Origin of the sequence: Anaerostipes caccae L1-92 (assembly GCF_014467075.1) — a bacterium.
GTDB lineage: Bacteria > Bacillota > Clostridia > Lachnospirales > Lachnospiraceae > Anaerostipes > Anaerostipes caccae.
This window is the reverse complement of the sequence record NZ_AP023027.1, coordinates 1057846-1073908: the sequence shown is the minus strand read 5'-3', so window position 1 is coordinate 1073908 and position 16063 is coordinate 1057846. Positions and strand designations below refer to the sequence as shown.

Sequence of the window (16063 nt, the reverse complement as noted above, 5' to 3'; positions counted from 1 at the left end):
TATTTACCGGCATCTAAGTTCCGCATTTTCCTGTGGTTCACCGGATGCCAGTAAAAAACTTTCCTGTTCCAGACCTTTTCCTTCTCTGACCAAAAGTTCTTTCATCTCCATTAGTTCAGGAATTTCGTCCATCCTCAACTTTTTTAATTTTTTTAAAGTCTCAGGTTCCATTTCCACCGCATACTTTTCATATTTATGATAGATTTCCTCATCCATTTGACAGGGCATGAGATCCGGAAATATTTTTTGTTTGATATACCGGTAGATCAGGATACCTCCGTAATCCAAATCTCCAGAATGGAAGCATTCTGTCTCTGCACAAAGACTCTCCCGCAGATTGATGAGAAACTCCCTTTCTTTCGGTGTAAAAAACCCATGGCTGTAAATGATGACGGCTTCTTCATCATAGGGTGCTGCCATATAGTTTGCTTTATTTTCTATGGTCAGGATTCTCTTTATGTTTTGACCCGACTGGGGTTTTGCATGGACCAGCATCTGTGAATTTAAGACTGCGCCGTAACGAAATTGTCCCAAATTTATTTCCTGTCCGTCCACTGAAATTCGCAGCGGCCCTTTTAACGCAAGCTCCTGTGAATATTCTTCAATGAAAAGCTGGGAAAGGACCTGCGTATGATCCATACCTTCCTCTATATCTGTATGATATTTTCTGGCTATAGATAGCACAGTGCTTTCCAGTTTTTTCTCAAAAAGCTTGGAATCGCCCAGACAATATTTGCTGAAAACCCTTTTATACAGCGGCTCCTTCAATCCATCGATCCCTTTAAGACATCGAAACAGCTCTTCCCGTTTTGAAAATTCTGACGGGATTTTGCCCTGCTCTAACCGTTTCATACAGTCCCTTAAATAATCTTTTATCCACAGTCCTTTGACCGAATGAAGAAGGTTTTCAACAGCCGCCATATTTTCTTCCATCACCTGAAACTTCGGCCGGATACCGGACATTTCATATATGAGCGCAAGATCCTTTAAAGAATAGCGTATCCTTCGTATATCCACCCCTACGGCTTCCCACTCAATTTTCAACAGGCCCTGACACTCAAGTTCTCTGGCTGCATTTATAAACTCTGTTTTTCCGATCTGATCATATAGTTCCTGGTGAACCAGAAAGGAACGGTTTCCTTCCGCTCCCTTCTTCCAGTCCGATGCAGACTTCTCAGTCTTTTCGATGATCATTTTAAGCAGTTCCTTCTTCATCCTCTGCTTCCTCCATCAGATGATCAAATTCCCGTTTTTCAAACTCCTGTATAGAAATACTTTTTTTATTCGGATTGGCATAGACAAAGGTCTTGTCTACGTTTTCCAAATAATTCTGTATCTTATCATTGGTGGCGCTTATGATAGCCTGGAATCCGAGTCCACGGATCAGTTCAATACAGCTGGCTACCTTCTCCGCATCCATCTTGGAAAAGGCTTCGTCAAGGACAACCAGCCGGATCGTAGGGCTTCTCCTTAACTTTGGCGACAGATTGATCCGGTAGGCCTGGGCAAAGCTCGCCAAAAGGGCTACATAGAGGGGATTCTGCCCTTCCCCTCCCGAATTTTTCTTGATCATCCTGCCAAGACCGATGGTCAGCTTTTCTTCCCCCTCCACGATCTGTTCCATATCGAAAGACAGATAGGTCCTGTAATCCGCGTATTTTTCCATGTTCCGCTTGGCCTCTTCCAGTTCTTCCGGGGATGCATTCTCCGGAGGTATGAAAATATCGATCAGGTCACTCATGACCTCTCCGTAGCGGTTTTCATGCTCCATGGAAAACAGATTCATCTGGTGATCCATGGATGCATCCAGAGTGGACGGATCGATCTGAAGCGATTCATCCATAAACATCGGATAGTAAACACCATCAGGGCCCTTGTTTTTCGTGATGCGGAACTGATACTTATCTTTTCCGAAGTCCAGCCGGCTGATGATCCGGTTTAATTCGTCCCTTCTCTGATATGCTTCCAATATGGCATACCTGATCTTGGATATAAAATCGTCCTTAAAATGCTCGGCCGCTGACCTTGCCTGTTCTCTTGCCCTCTCCTGATAATCCGCAAGATGGTCACATTCAAGCTTCTGCAGCAGCTCTTCATATGGCTCATTGGTCTCAATGGCCGGCGAGAATGTCCGGTTCGGATACTCCCTCAAATATTCGGAGCGCAGTTCTACAAGTGATCTGTAAGCTTCTTCCCTGCTGTTCTCCGCCTGTTTGATCTTCCTGAATGTCCCGTTTTTAAGGCTTTCAAGATTTGACGGCATCCGCCCCTGCATATAGTCATCAAAGGCTTTTTCCAGTTCTTCGCTGCGACAAAAACTTCTCTCCTGTTCCGTCAGCTCACTGTTTGCGGAAACATAGAGCCTCTGCCAGTCCTCGATCTGTTTTTCCCTGTTCCAGACGGCTCTTGAAACTTCATTTAACAGTTCCTGTTTCTGTGCCTGAAGCCTCTTATTCTCTCTCTGTCTTTCTTCCAGTTCACCGATGGATTCTTCCTTCATCTTCATCATCTGATCCTGAAGATCTCTTTTAAGCGCCGTTTTCTCTCTTATTTTCTTTAAGGCTTCCTGCTGTTCTATATATTCTTCCTCAGAACGCCCCAGAGCTTCCAGTCTCAAAATATCTTCCGCTTCTGCCAGCATCCTGGCAAACGGTTCTTTTTTGGCCGAAAGCTGTTTGAACTCTTCCTTCAGATCTCTGATTCTCTGTTTCACACTGCTCTCACCGATATAGGAACGCTTCGTATAATCCGCCGGATTCAGCCGTTTCAGCTGAAAATTCTTGTAGAGCAGACAGTCAGGAGTCACTCCGGTCCTCTGATTCCTCAGTTCTTCAATGGTTTGGCATTTGATCACCCTTCCGAGAAGCAGGTCCACGAAATTTCTGACATACGGCTCCTTGGCAATCACTTCCTCTGCCAGTGCGTGATCCATGACGGACGGCTTTTCTTTCAGGATCTTTTCTGTGTCTAAAATGGAGGCTCTGAAAAACTGCTTTTCATCCATTTCCCCATAGATCTCCATGGCCGCCTTGGCATAATCCGGCTCCACGACCAGCGAAAGTTTATTTGATCCTAAATACCCTTCCACGGCTTTATGCCATGTCTCCGACTTCATGTCCAGAAGATCTGAGAGAATATGTACCTTTACCGCTACTTGGAACTTAGAACTCAAACGGTTCTGAAGCTCATACCGGGCATTTTCCAGTTCTCTGGGATAAGCCTTATTCCCTTTTTTCAGTTCTTTCAGCTCCCCGTCGATTTCCTTTTCCCGCTTCTTGAGCCTTCTCAGTTCTGAGGCCGCATCCTGCCGGTCGTTTTCCACTTCTTCCCGGATTTCCTTTAAACTGTGCCGGAGTCTGCGCAGTTCTCCGAGACTGATATCTCCCTTGGAAAAGCTTTCAATATCCCATATGGTCTGATTCGGTGTCACGTCCAGTTCTGCCCACCGGCTCAGCCCTGTGGACGTCTGCTGCCATGCGGCCCTGCTTTTTTGCAGCTGATCCAAGAGTTCATTGACACCCTGCAGTTCTGTTTTTAAATTCTCGTAGCCGCTATTTGCGATCTGCTTTACCAGACGGTCATATTCCTCTGCGAGATCTGCAAGCTGGCCAGACAGTTCCTTTCTGTTCTTCTCCTGGGTCTTCTTATCTTCCCCTGCCTTCTCTATTTTTTCGTGCAGGTCTCTGATCTGTTCTTTCAGCTGGAGCATTACGAGCTTTTCCATCAGGTACTGACAGACCCGAACCTCCTGCTCTGCCCTGGAAAACCGGTCGTAACCGGTTCCTATCTGCTTTAAACTGCCGATCTCCTTCAGCGTATCTTCGATCTTCCTGCGCATCCTGCCGTACTGAAGAACACTTTCCTGCATATCTTCGATCTGGATATCCTGTTCCATACAGATGTATTCCCGCACAAAATCTTCCAGCTTAATATTCATTTTAAACGGGATCGCCCGCTTGAAAAGTCTCGGAAATTTCTCCGCGTCCAGTCCTCCCAGATAGATGTCGTAGAGCTGCCTCCGAAACCTCTCATTGCTGGAACCGAAATAAAATTCTTCTTTCGGAAAATGTTCCTTTATGTAATCTCTCACCTCTGTTGTTGCCATGGCACGGTCTTCTTTTCGGTAGCGGTTTTCAAGGATTCCTCCTTTATGCCAGAAAAACAGCCTGGAAATCTCATTGGTGGCAGTCTCCACGTCAAAAACGACTCCGACACACTCCTTTGCTCCGGTAACCGTCTGCTCAAGTTCCAGCACGATCGTTGTAGAAAAATTTCGGTTTCTGATATATTTTCCCTCATTATTGTCTCCCACCGAAATCATGCCTCTCAAATATTCGATCAGGCTCCGGTCCGAGTCATCGGCCGCCGCCTTGTTGAAAAATCCCCTTCCGTCCGTGTTGGCGTACAGAACGATCTGAAGGGCGTCGATGACCGTAGATTTTCCGCTGCCGGAATGTCCGGTAAAGAAATTGATCCCTTCACTGAAAGAAAGCACTTTCCGTTCAATATAATGCCAGTTATTCAGACAGATCTTCGATAGTGCTTTGAATGCCTGTTTGCTCTCCGTCTTCTTCTCCACGTTCGTCCTCCTCCGTAAATGTTTCTATCAATTTCTGTACATCAGCACCGAGAAGAACCGCGTTGATACACGGATACACCACCATGCGGCTCTCCTCATTAAGGTCTTCGAGTACGTCCATCGGCTCGATAATCTGGTATTTTTTGAGCAGAGAAATCGTCTTCCTCATCTCTGTCGCAGAAGACAGGTTCTTAAGCAAGGCAAAATCTCCGATCTTTTCATTGATTTCTCCCAGCGACGTATACACATAGCTGCTTGCAGACGCTGTTTCCATCTGCTCATCGTAGATCAGCTTTAAGATCAGCAGATAAATAGTAGCCAGTCTGGGCAGCTTTTCTCCCAGGACGGTCTCCCCCTGGATATAAAAAACTCCCATATGACTGTTATCCCGAAGTTCCAGCCCGGCAATCGAAAAATACTCCCTTAAAAATTCCAGGTGCTGATTTAAGATCCTGTAATCCTTCTGGAAAGCAAATCTTCCGGTCCTCTTTTCGTATTTCCGTTCCAGCACAAAGGTCTGCCGGAACAAAATCTGGATGACACGCTTTACATCATCCTTCTCCTCATCGCTCAGCTGTTCATAGTATTCAATCATGACTTTCTCCTCACAAACAACAGATCCGGATAACGGTATTTTCCATTTTCCAGCATCTTATTTTCCCTCTCGATCACCTGATACCGGCTGTTTTTCCTGGTACAGTAGTCATAGGCCAGGATCAGCTTTTCAAACGACTCATCGTCGCCGATATTGACATCTCTCATTTCCATGGATCCGTCTTCCATATGGCTTTCCAGAAACTCCTCGATTTCTTTTTTACTGTAACGTGTATGGATCTTATTGAGTCTCAATACTTCTTCCCTGGTAAGTTCCCGCACATCTTCATCCGGCTCTAACCGGCTGATAAAGTCTCTCCTTTTCTTTCTTCTGTAAAGAGATTTTTCCGACAGGACTTCCAGACGTGACAGGTTCATTTTTTCCGCCACTTTTGAAAGCCGTTCTTCCCTCTTTTCGTCGATTTCTAAGTGCTTTAAAAGACTGACTACCATTCCTTTCATATCTGCCTCGCCGCTGAGCATGTAGTTGAGCCTTGTGACTGTGGCGCGCACATATTTGGAATGTTCTTTGTCCATGTTAGCGATCCGGTGCTCGATGTCGTCAAAACCTCTCTCGATGGCATCCAGAATATCAAGCACATCTTCCTTTTCATCCCTGCCCTCTGCTCTTGCCTTGGCCCGGACTCTCTCGATCCACTCTGCGTCCTCCCACATTTCCTGAAGACATTTTTTAATATCCATTTTGTAGAGATAGAAATTGTCGTTGGTCTTTAGCATATGGTACTTTTTCTTGACGATCTCTTCCACATATCCTTCTAAATGTTCCGCCAGGACATCGCCGTAAGACTGCTGTTTCAGCAGGCGTCCGAAAAATTTGTCCATGTTGTGGAGCAGATCCTGAAGTGCCTTGTTCAGTTTTTTTGTATTGATCAGGGCTGTTTTCAGCATCCCTAGGTTGATTCTTTTATCGTTTTGAAAGGAGAACAGTGTTGCATATACATTTTGGATATAAATCTCCGTGTCTTCCATCTGCGGATTCACGAGCTGTTCAAAAGCATCCAGGAAAACTGCCGCGTAATCAGGAATGACAATGTTGGATGTCAGCGTAGAAAAGTCATCCAGTTTTTTCAGCCATCCGGTCCGGATCAGCCAGTTTAGTATCCGGTTTGGGGGAGTCTCCAGTACGTCCAGTTCTGATTCAAACTCTTCCCGCTGAAGCCAGATGCGCTTGTCCGCATTCCAGTCGCTTAGGACCTGAATACAGACCTCCCGGCTCAGAAAATAGTTGTTATATTCATATTCTTCACTGATTTTCAGCAGCGCTTCTATGTAATGATCCCGGTTTACAGAACGGAACAGGCTCCAAAAAGAATCCGGGATATCGTAACCAAATCTCATAGCTCCTCCTTTGTGTTTTGCTCTTTTATCATAACATAAAAACGGCAGCTTGTGGACTGGTGCAGCTGGGTAAACAAAAGGCAAAAAAAGAAGGCAGAAATTATAATTTCTGTCTCCTGGACATAGAAAGAAGATCTTTATACAATACAACTTTTGTTAATGTTTATCTGAGAACTTTACTGCCATAGACCAGCACACTACCCATTTTCAATACAACTCTTGTTACTGTTTATCCCTCGTTTTTAAGCCATTTCTATTTTTTATTATAGCCAGTTTTCCCGATAAAATCAACGTTTCCTTTATTTTTTCCCAACCACCTTCATTTTTCCTGTTTTTTCTTTCAAATCGTCTGTAAACCGCCATTTTCTGGGGGTTTGCCATGCTGTTTAAATATTTGTGGTTGGGAAACTCAATCATGATCAACCAGCCTCAATGCAGTCAGCTGAGACAACTCTCCATTTCTCAATGACCGCAGTGCCCGCCGCAATGTTTGCAGTCATTCCCGCACTGGATCGACTTTCCCTGTCTCTTATCCTTCATCATACTTCTGACGATCAAACTGACAATGCCAAAGACAGCCAAACCTACTGCTATTGTTCCCATAGAAATCTCCTTTCTAATGCAGGTCTGCACACCAGGTGCAGACCTCTCTATTTCCAATATTATCTTGTTCCGGTTATCTCCTTCAAATCGGCCTTTAACGTCTTGCTCTCTCTGTATGGTCTCACCAGCAGATAGATAAATCCAATAATCAGAAGGAAAGCAGCAGCTGTGCCGATTCCAAAGGTCCCAGTAGTAATCAATGTTCCGATCTGATATACACAGAGGGAAACCACATACGCAAGCCCTGTCTGATATCCGACGGCAAACCAAAACCATTTTTTGTTGTTCATTTCTCGCTTAATAGCTCCCATTGCTGCAAAGCATGGTGCACACAGCAGATTAAATACGAGGAAGGAATATGCTGCCGCCGCAGTCATGCTTCCGGCAAGGGTTCCCCAAATCTCAGCACCGTCTTCTGCCACTTCCGCAAATCCAAACAGAATCCCAAAGGTACCTACAACATTTTCTTTTGCTACTAATCCGGTGATCGCAGCAACAGCCGATTTCCAGTTGCCCCAGCCAAGCGGTGCAAAAATCCACGCGACGCCGTTTCCGATGGCGGCAAGAATACTGTGATCAAGTTCCATGTCGGTAAGCATTCTGAACTGTCCGTCGACCCATCCGAAGTAAGTTGTAAACCACACAAAAATGGTTGACAGAAGGATGATAGTTCCCGCCTTTTTAATGAAGGACCATCCGCGCTCCCACATACTTCTCAGTACATTGGAAACCGTCGGCATATGATATGCAGGAAGTTCCATGACAAACGGCGCCGGATCTCCTGCAAACATCTTTGTTTTCTTCAAAATAATTCCAGAACAGATAATGGCTGCGATTCCCACAAAATAAGCACTCGGGGCCACCCACCATGCACCGTGGAACAGAGCTCCTGCGATCAGCGCAATGATCGGCAGCTTTGCCCCGCACGGAATGAATGTCGTTGTCATGATTGTCATTTTACGGTCCCGGTCATTCTCTATCGTCCGTGATGCCATGATACCCGGCACACCGCATCCGCTTCCGATCAGCATCGGTATGAAGGATTTTCCGGAAAGTCCAAACTTGCGGAAAATTCGGTCCATAATAAACGCTACTCTTGCCATATATCCGCAGGACTCCAGGAACGCAAGGAAAATAAACAGCACCAGCATCTGCGGCACGAACCCTAATACCGCACCTACACCGGCAACCATACCGTCGAGAATCAGTCCCTGCAGCCATCCGGCACATCCGACTGCATTCAGTCCGGCTTCAATCACAGAAGGGATACTCGGTATGCTGAGTCCGAAAAGGCTCCATCCGTCGCCGAACACTCCGTCGTTTGCCCAGTCTGTCGCCCATGTTCCTATCGTGCTGACAGAGACATAATAGACAACAAACATCACCGCCGCGAAGATCGGAAGTGCAAGAAATCTGTTTGTGACAATACGGTCGATCTTGTCAGATGTCGTCATCGTTTCTTTTCGGTTTCTCGTAAAACACTGTTCAATGATGGAAGAAATATAGGTATAACGTTCATTGGTGATAATGCTTTCTGTATCATCATCCATGATCTCTTCAATCTTCTTGATTTCATCAGAAACATCCGGAACCAGTTTCATCTGTTCCTGAATCTTATCGTCTTTCTCCAGCATCTTGATGGCAAAGAAGCGCTTCTGTTCTGCCGGGACTTCACTGCCCAGCTTTGATTCTATGGAATTCAGAACTTCTTCTACCTGAGGGTCAAACGTATGTACCGGCGGTGCTGCTTTTCTGTCATTTGCAAGAGCCACCGCTTTCTCAGCCGCTTTTTTGATCCCCGTTCCTTTCAGTGCAGAAATCTCTGTCACTTCACATCCAAGCTTTTCACTCAGCTGTTTGATATGGATCTGGTCTCCGCTCTTTTCTAAGACATCCATCATGTTGACTGCCATGATGACCGGAATCCCAAGCTCCATCAGCTGCGTGGACAAATAAAGGTTTCTCTCGATATTTGTACCGTCTACGATGTTTAAAATAGCATCCGGCCGTTCCCCGATCAGATAGTTTCTGGCAACAACTTCTTCCAATGTATACGGTGAAAGGGAATAGATTCCCGGAAGGTCCATAATGGTGACATCCTTGTACCCCTTCAGCTTTCCTTCCTTCTTTTCCACCGTGACACCGGGCCAGTTGCCCACAAATTGATTGGATCCCGTCAAAGCGTTAAACAACGTTGTTTTACCGCTGTTAGGGTTTCCAGCTAAAGCAATCTTAATTGACATTCTGCATTTACCTCTTTTCTTTTCATACACTCTTGTTTGTTTATACTTATTTATATTAGTTTCGACTAACTCTTATACAAAAAAAGAAAAAGCTATTCTACTAAAATCATTTCCGCATCCGCTTTTCTCACAGACAGTTCATATCCCCGCACTGTAATTTCCACCGGATCACCCAGAGGCGCTACCTTCCTTACAAAAACATCTACTCCTTTTGTGATTCCCATATCCATGATACGGCGTTTTACAGGTCCTTCTCCATTCAGCTTCTTAACTTTTGCAGTCTCTCCGCAGGCTACTTCTTTTAATGTCTTCATTTTCTCTCCTTTTTAGTTCACCATAATCTTATTTGCCATATCTTTGCCGATCGCCACTCTGGAATCTTTGACATTTACAATGACATTTCCGCCGATGACAGATACGACAGTCACCATCCCGCCAACAGTAAATCCGAGATTTTCAAGAAATCTTTTCGTTTCTCCCCTGCCGCCGACTTTACAGATGATATTTTCTTCCCCTTCTCTTACCATTGTTAAAGGCATCATGATCCCTTCTTTCTTAATTGGTATTGATTATCATTTCCACTCATTAATTAGTATATTCTAACATATGTTAGCAGTCAATATCTCTTATTGATTCTTTTTATCAATAAGCCAAATGTTTGAAGTATAGGATGAGATATGATATACTTTGTAATGCTTTACATAAAAATATATATCATTAGAAATGAGGTAAATTCATGAGTTTAAATGAATCTGCTGAAAATTATTTAGAAACGATCTTAGTCCTGAGCAAATCCCGTCCTGTTGTCCGTTCCGTAGATGTAGCGACAGAGTTAGGGTTTAAAAAGTCCAGTGTCAGCGTAGCTATGAAAAAGCTCCGCCAGAACGAACATATTACTGTTTCGCCGGAAGGATATATTTATCTCACAGTCACCGGAAAGGAGATTGCGGAGATGATCTATGAGCGGCACAAACTTCTTTCATCCTGGCTTACGGCGCTGGGTGTTGACAAAGATATTGCAGCCGAAGATGCCTGCCGGATCGAGCACGTCATCAGCAAAGAGAGTTTTGAAGCTATAAAAAAACACGTAAAATAACAGAGATGCCAAGTTGTATTGGCGTCTCTATTTTTCTGCATGTTTCGCCTTCTCTTTACTTTCATACATTTTCGTATCCGCCTGATGGAACAGCCGGTAAATAAAATCTGTCCCTGTGTTTTCTCCCTTAACCCAGCCTCCTGCCGCATCCAGGCCTTCCGGATTTCCCTTTCCGTACTTCCGAATGTTCTCTCTAAAACTGCAGAACGCCTCTTCAATGCTTTCATCCGGTATATGTTCCATAATGACTGCGAATTCATCTCCGCCGATACGATAGCATCTCCCAATCGCTGAAAATGCATCTTTCACAGAATCTGCAGTATCCTTGATCAGTCTGTCTCCTGCCGCATGACCATATGTATCGTTTGTATACTTGAGATTGTTGACGTCGAATACTGCGACCGCAAAAGTGTTTGTGTCCCTCTTTGCGTGAAGAATCCCTGCATCCCGATCAAACGCTGCCCTGTTTCCAATCCCCGTCATAGCGTCTTTGTATGCCAAACGGCGGTATGTTTCCGCCTCCATACTGGTCCTGAGCAGCCCCATCCCCCTCCTGAGACTGACATAACAGAGAGAAAGGTAAAATCCAATCAAGCCAATGCGGAAAAACAACGAATTATCACTGATCTTTTGAGGGAGAAATGCAGCCAGAGAAAGCATTGCCCCGGCTGCCAGTATGCAAATACCGATCAGTACAAAAAATGTGTCTTTGTTGTGGTAATGAAGCAATTCTCTCAGACAAAGGAAAATACTGGCCGCAACTGTACAGATGATTAAAAAATGGGTCACGGGCAGTGACATTATCAGGTCAACAGTTCCTGTGATATAAAGTACCGCGCAAAAAATCGTCTGAAGAAGAAAAAGAATGCTCAGACAGTCCAGAGCCCCTTTGCCATGCCGGCAGATCTGACGCAGAAACATTAAATATGGTACAGGCATCAGTGTAAACAGTAAAAATGACAATATATATATGGGAGTCAGTCGTTTGGTTAAAAATTGAGGAATTTTTGAATCTGTAATGATCCACAGCGTGGAAATGACGATAAACAGACCGATATACACAAAATCTTTGCTGTTATAATCCAGTCCTTTCCAGCGAAGCAGACAGAAAACAAGAAGGAAACCCGAACCCAGCACACCAGACAGAATAGCGAATACAGCGATTCCGATACAGTTTTCGCTGATCATCTGCATCACTGCACTGCGGTTTCCATATTTTATTTCGGGGATCTTCCATCGTCCGGGTGTGTTCGGGGAAGTGATTTTTACAGCAATGGTTTTTCCATGAACACCCTCCGGCAGATCGATAATATTCCAAATGTTCCCCAGGATCCAGCCTGCGGGACCTTTATTTCCTGCCCCGTAAGAGTACAGCTTTCGATCTCCCGCAAAAACTTCCACAGCCTGATGAAAATTTTCCATGCAGAGCACTGCGTCTTCCGCCGCTGGTTTTGACAGATCCAGGTAAATGGTCAGACTTTTTCTCCCGCTGTCCTTAATCTTCACCGGAAGACTTGAAATTTCTGCCTTCTTCCCTTCTTCTATATAATACCAGCCTTCTGAAAGGGATGTTATCTCCTGCCTTTGATTAATGCTGATATTGTCTGTGTGATAATTCTTCATACCATACACAAAGGTTCCCAGTGCCGTAATGAGGGATAAAATGACAAGAAACGCAAAACTGTAATTTCTTGTTTTTTCTTTCATCTGTATATCCCTCCCACTCTTTATTTTTAAATTGATTTTATCATATGCATAGAAAAAAGGCCAGCTTGCGCCGGCCTCAAGTACAAAGTATCACCTCATTGTATATTCCTTTACTTCTCCAAAAGTCCAAGAATCTCTTCCACACTTTTCTTTCCGAAATACACATCTTTTTCATTCACAATCATACACGGCACGCTCATGATCTGATACTTATCTTTCAGATATGGAAAATATGCCATATCGTAAATATCTGCCTCGACATCGGGATTTTCCAGTGCAATCCTCTGTACAGCCATGACCAGTTCCGGGCACATCGTACAGGACAGAGACACAACAGTCTGAATCCTGATCTTCCTGCTGATATTCCGAATACGTTCCAGCAGTCCCTCATCGATAGCCTGTCCGGGACCGGCGGCATTATAAATCGCTATGATAAAAGAATTGAATTCATGTCCTCCCGGAACTCCGTGGAATGCAGTGCCAAGATACGTTCCGTCGCCTCTGCAGATACAGATTGCAGGGAGTTCGATATTTTCTCCCCCTTCCGGGCTCACTTCACAGCGGATATGAGGAGACAGGTCTTTCATCTCTCCGGCAAACTCTTCCACTTCCCTGGAAATCGGGCTGTCATCGGTATAAAATTTCAGCACCACGTCTTTTTCAAGTCTCTCAAATACCGGTGCCAGCTGCTGTTTCATTTCTGCTGTCAAAAATCCGTCGGTTTCCGGAATTTCCTCTTTCGGCACATCCGTCGGTTTTCTTCTCTCCGGTGTAGAGATCTCACGTTCGGGGAGTTTCAGTTTTTCGTACATCCCGGATAAATATTTTTCCTGTGAAGTGGCGGCCACTGCCCCATCAGATACGGCAGTCACTACCTGCCTTAAATTTTTCACGCAGATATCTCCAGCGCCATAGATACCGTCTTTGCTTGTTTTCTGGTTCATATCGGTCACCAGATAACCGTCTTCGCTCAGTTCCAGAAAATCTTTAAAAAGTCCTGTGGCTGGTGCATATCCTGCAAAGACAAAAATACCGAAACTTTTTCCTGCCGGCGGCTCATATTTCCATGTTTCCCCGGTTTCATTGTTTCGGAACACGGCATATTGAAGGGTGCTCTCGCCTCCTGCCTCTACGATCTCAGTCTGATAGTGCACTTCAATCCCAGGATGATTTTTGACCTGGTCCGCTACGGCTGCTGCACAAGTAAAATCCTCTTCTCTGACGATGACCGTGACTTTATTTGCGTACTTTGTAAGGAATACAGACTCTTCTGCCGCGGCAAAGCCTCCTCCCAAGACAAACACGTCCAGTCCCGTAAAAAATTCTCCGTCACAGGTGGCACAATAGGCAACACCCCGTCCCTGGTATTTAATTTCTCCCTCAAATCCAATCTTTCTGGGACTGGCGCCGGTGGCCAGCACGATTCCCAGTGTCTCAAAGTTTCCCTTATCTGTGACAACCTTTTTGATATCTCCGTCCGGATTCAGTTCTTTGACTTCTGCCATCATAAATTCCGCACCAAAAAACTCGGCCTGCTGTCTCATGTTTTCCGTAAGCCTTTTGCCGTCAGTTTCAGGAACCCCCGGATAATTGACCACCTCCGACGTGATCGTGATCTGTCCGCCCATCTTTTCTTTTTCTATGACCAGCACACGGTATTTTGCCCTAGCAAGATAAATGGCGGCGGAAAGCCCTGCCGGACCTCCGCCTATAATGATGCCGTCATAGAGTTTTTTCATATCAATTCCGTTCAACGTATCACCTTCCATTTACATCTGTTCTTAGATCAAACCTACCAGATCAAGACTCGGTTTTAAAGTTTCTGCTCCCGGCTGCCATTTTGCTGGACAAACCTCATCTCCATGTTCTGCTACGAATTGGGATGCCTGTACTCTTCTAAAAAGCTCTTCTGCATTTCTTCCGACATTACCGGCAATGACTTCATAAGCCACGATTTTGCCTTCCGGATTCACAATGAAGCTTCCCCTCTCTGCCAGTCCGCTTTCTTCGATCATCACATCAAAGTCTCTTGCGAGCAATCCGGTCGGGTCCGCCAGCATCGGATACTGGATCTTCTGAATTGTCTTAGACACATCATGCCATGCCTTGTGTACGAAATGTGTATCACATGACACAGAGTAAATTTCACATCCCACTTTTTTAAAATCTTCATATTTATTCGCCAAGTCTTCCAGTTCCGTCGGGCATACAAATGTAAAATCTGCAGGATAGAAAAAGAACACAGACCATTTTCCAAGAATATCTTCTTTTGTTACCTCTTTAAATTCATTTCCCTGATAAGACTGTACTTTAAAATCTGTTACTTCCTGACCTATTAATGACATTTTATTGTCCTCCTTTAATTTGATTGCTTTATCCCAGGTTCTGTTCTTACTGCTTAAACTTTCCTAAAAAACACGGTTTTATGCACTAAAAAGCAGAAAGAAATCACCTTAAAAGGCATGTTCTTTCTGCTTTCCATGATTCTACTTTATTTAAAATGTAGTAAAACCGGGATAGACTGCACTGTCTCCCAGCTCTTCTTCAATCCTAAGCAGCTGGTTATATTTTGCCACTCTCTCACTTCTGCTCGGCGCACCTGTCTTAATCTGTCCGGTATTCAATGCCACTGCAAGATCTGCGATGGTCGTGTCTTCTGTCTCACCTGAGCGATGAGAGACAACCGCTGTATACCCTGCCTTGTGCGCCATTTTAATAGCTTCCAGCGTTTCGGATACAGTGCCGATCTGGTTTAGTTTGATCAAAATAGAATTTCCGCATCTTTCTTTGATCCCTTTATTAAGACGCTCTGTATTTGTTACAAACAGATCATCTCCTACCAGCTGGATCTTATCTCCAAGCTCTCTGGTCATATATTGCCAGCCCTCCCAGTCCTCTTCATCTAAACCGTCCTCAATAGATACGATCGGATATCTTTCACAGAGAGACTTCCAATGAGCGACCAGTTCTTCTGAAGCAAACTTCCTCTTGCACTTAGGGAGAATATACTCTCCTTTTTTCTCCCCTTTCCACTCGCTGGAAGCCGCGTCCATTGCCAGCACAAAGTCTCTGCCTGGCTCGTACCCCGCCAATTTTACTGCCTCTAGAATGTATTCAATGGCTTCCTCATCGCTGGCAAGATCAGGTGCAAAGCCTCCTTCATCTCCCACGGAAGTCGCCAGTCCCTTTGACTTGAGCAGTCCTGCCAGCGCGTGGAACACTTCCGTACACTGGCGCAGAGCTTCACGAAAACTTTCTGCCCCCACCGGCATAATCATAAATTCCTGCACATCGACTGTATTTGCCGCATGGGCGCCGCCGTTTAATATATTCATCATTGGCACCGGAAGACGGTTTGCATTCAGGCCTCCCAAAAATCGGTACAGAGGAACTCCCAGAGCCGCTGCCGCTGCTTTTGCACATGCAATGGACACTGCGAGCACCGCATTGGCACCAAACTTTGATTTATCTTTTGTTCCGTCTGCATCGATCATTGCCCTGTCAACAGCATAAATATCAGAAGCATCCATCCCGCTTAAGATTTCGCTGATCTCTGTATTAATGTTTTGGACCGCTTTGGTTACTCCCTTTCCTCCAAAACGTCCCTTATCTCCATCCCTTAATTCAAGAGCTTCAAATTCACCTGTGGAAGCTCCGCTTGGGGCTGTCCCCCTTCCTGTCACGCCGCCGGCCAGATATACCTCAGCTTCTACCGTAGGATTCCCTCTGGAATCAATAATCTCTCTTCCGATGACTTTCTCTATCTCTAAATAATTCATTCTGTATCCTTTCTGCCGAATCTCACTTTGCTCTATGTCTATTATTTATTCAGTTAGTATGAACTAACCAAAATCAGTTTATCAAACTATTATCAATTACTCA

Annotated in this window: 14 protein-coding genes; 1 reads left to right on the top strand and 13 read right to left on the bottom strand. The window is 44.9% G+C overall.

The annotated features are described in order from the left end of the window. Positions 1 to 3: 3 nt before the first annotated feature. The 9 genes from ANCC_RS05280 to ANCC_RS05240 all read right to left on the bottom strand — a co-directional run bounded on the left by ANCC_RS05280 (position 4) and on the right by ANCC_RS05240 (position 9920). Positions 4 to 1215, bottom strand: coding sequence for a Wadjet anti-phage system protein JetD domain-containing protein (locus tag ANCC_RS05280; RefSeq protein WP_006566034.1), 1212 nt, complete (start codon positions 1213 to 1215; stop codon positions 4 to 6). Next, positions 1196 to 4579 carry an ATP-binding protein gene (locus ANCC_RS05275; protein WP_006566035.1) on the bottom strand — a complete coding sequence of 1128 codons (3384 nt, stop codon included), beginning with the start codon at positions 4577 to 4579 and terminating at the stop codon, positions 1196 to 1198. The genes ANCC_RS05280 and ANCC_RS05275 overlap by 20 nt, the downstream gene beginning before the upstream one ends. Beyond that, positions 4518 to 5174, bottom strand: coding sequence for a DUF4194 domain-containing protein (locus ANCC_RS05270; protein WP_006566036.1), 657 nt, complete (start codon positions 5172 to 5174; stop codon positions 4518 to 4520). Before ANCC_RS05270 ends, ANCC_RS05275 begins: the two co-directional genes overlap by 62 nt. Beyond that, positions 5171 to 6532 (bottom strand): Wadjet anti-phage system protein JetA family protein, encoded by a 1362-nt coding sequence (locus tag ANCC_RS05265; RefSeq protein ID WP_006566037.1) that lies wholly within the window; start codon positions 6530 to 6532, stop codon positions 5171 to 5173. Before ANCC_RS05265 ends, ANCC_RS05270 begins: the two co-directional genes overlap by 4 nt. A 222-nt stretch (positions 6533 to 6754) precedes the next feature. Next, complete coding sequence (locus ANCC_RS05260) at positions 6755 to 6949, bottom strand: hypothetical protein (RefSeq protein WP_006566039.1); 195 nt, start codon at positions 6947 to 6949, stop codon at positions 6755 to 6757. A 45-nt stretch (positions 6950 to 6994) separates the two neighbouring features. Next, positions 6995 to 7135 (bottom strand): FeoB-associated Cys-rich membrane protein, encoded by a 141-nt coding sequence (locus ANCC_RS05255; protein ID WP_006566040.1) that lies wholly within the window; start codon positions 7133 to 7135, stop codon positions 6995 to 6997. Between the two features lie 59 nt (positions 7136 to 7194). Next, entirely contained in the window at positions 7195 to 9378 is a 2184-nt protein-coding gene (feoB, locus tag ANCC_RS05250; protein ID WP_006566041.1) for a ferrous iron transport protein B, read from the bottom strand. Between the two features lie 92 nt (positions 9379 to 9470). Beyond that, entirely contained in the window at positions 9471 to 9692 is a 222-nt protein-coding gene (locus ANCC_RS05245; RefSeq protein ID WP_006566042.1) for a FeoA family protein, read from the bottom strand. 12 nt (positions 9693 to 9704) lie between these two features. Next, positions 9705 to 9920, bottom strand: a complete 216-nt coding sequence (locus tag ANCC_RS05240; protein ID WP_006566043.1) for a FeoA family protein — start codon at positions 9918 to 9920, stop codon at positions 9705 to 9707. A 194-nt stretch (positions 9921 to 10114) separates the two neighbouring features. Here ANCC_RS05240 and ANCC_RS05235 point away from each other — a divergent pair, with 194 nt between their 5' ends. Then, positions 10115 to 10474, top strand: a complete 360-nt coding sequence (locus ANCC_RS05235; RefSeq protein WP_006566044.1) for a metal-dependent transcriptional regulator — start codon at positions 10115 to 10117, stop codon at positions 10472 to 10474. Between the two features lie 27 nt (positions 10475 to 10501). On the opposite strand, the gene ANCC_RS05230 is transcribed toward ANCC_RS05235, so the two are convergent. From ANCC_RS05230 to eno, 4 genes are all read right to left on the bottom strand, one after another. Next, positions 10502 to 12181, bottom strand: a complete 1680-nt coding sequence (locus ANCC_RS05230) for a sensor domain-containing diguanylate cyclase (RefSeq protein WP_006566045.1) — start codon at positions 12179 to 12181, stop codon at positions 10502 to 10504. A gap of 110 nt (positions 12182 to 12291) precedes the next feature. Beyond that, positions 12292 to 13950, bottom strand: a complete 1659-nt coding sequence (locus ANCC_RS05225) for an FAD-dependent oxidoreductase (RefSeq protein ID WP_006566046.1) — start codon at positions 13948 to 13950, stop codon at positions 12292 to 12294. 12 nt (positions 13951 to 13962) lie between these two features. Further along, the gene (gene ahpC / locus ANCC_RS05220; RefSeq protein ID WP_006566047.1) at positions 13963 to 14526 is read right to left on the bottom strand and encodes an alkyl hydroperoxide reductase subunit C; all 564 of its coding nucleotides are present in this window, start codon (positions 14524 to 14526) and stop codon (positions 13963 to 13965) included. Between the two features lie 150 nt (positions 14527 to 14676). Then, a complete protein-coding gene (eno, locus tag ANCC_RS05215) occupies positions 14677 to 15960 on the bottom strand; it encodes a phosphopyruvate hydratase (RefSeq protein ID WP_006566048.1) in 1284 nt (427 codons plus the stop codon). Positions 15961 to 16063 lie beyond the last annotated feature (103 nt).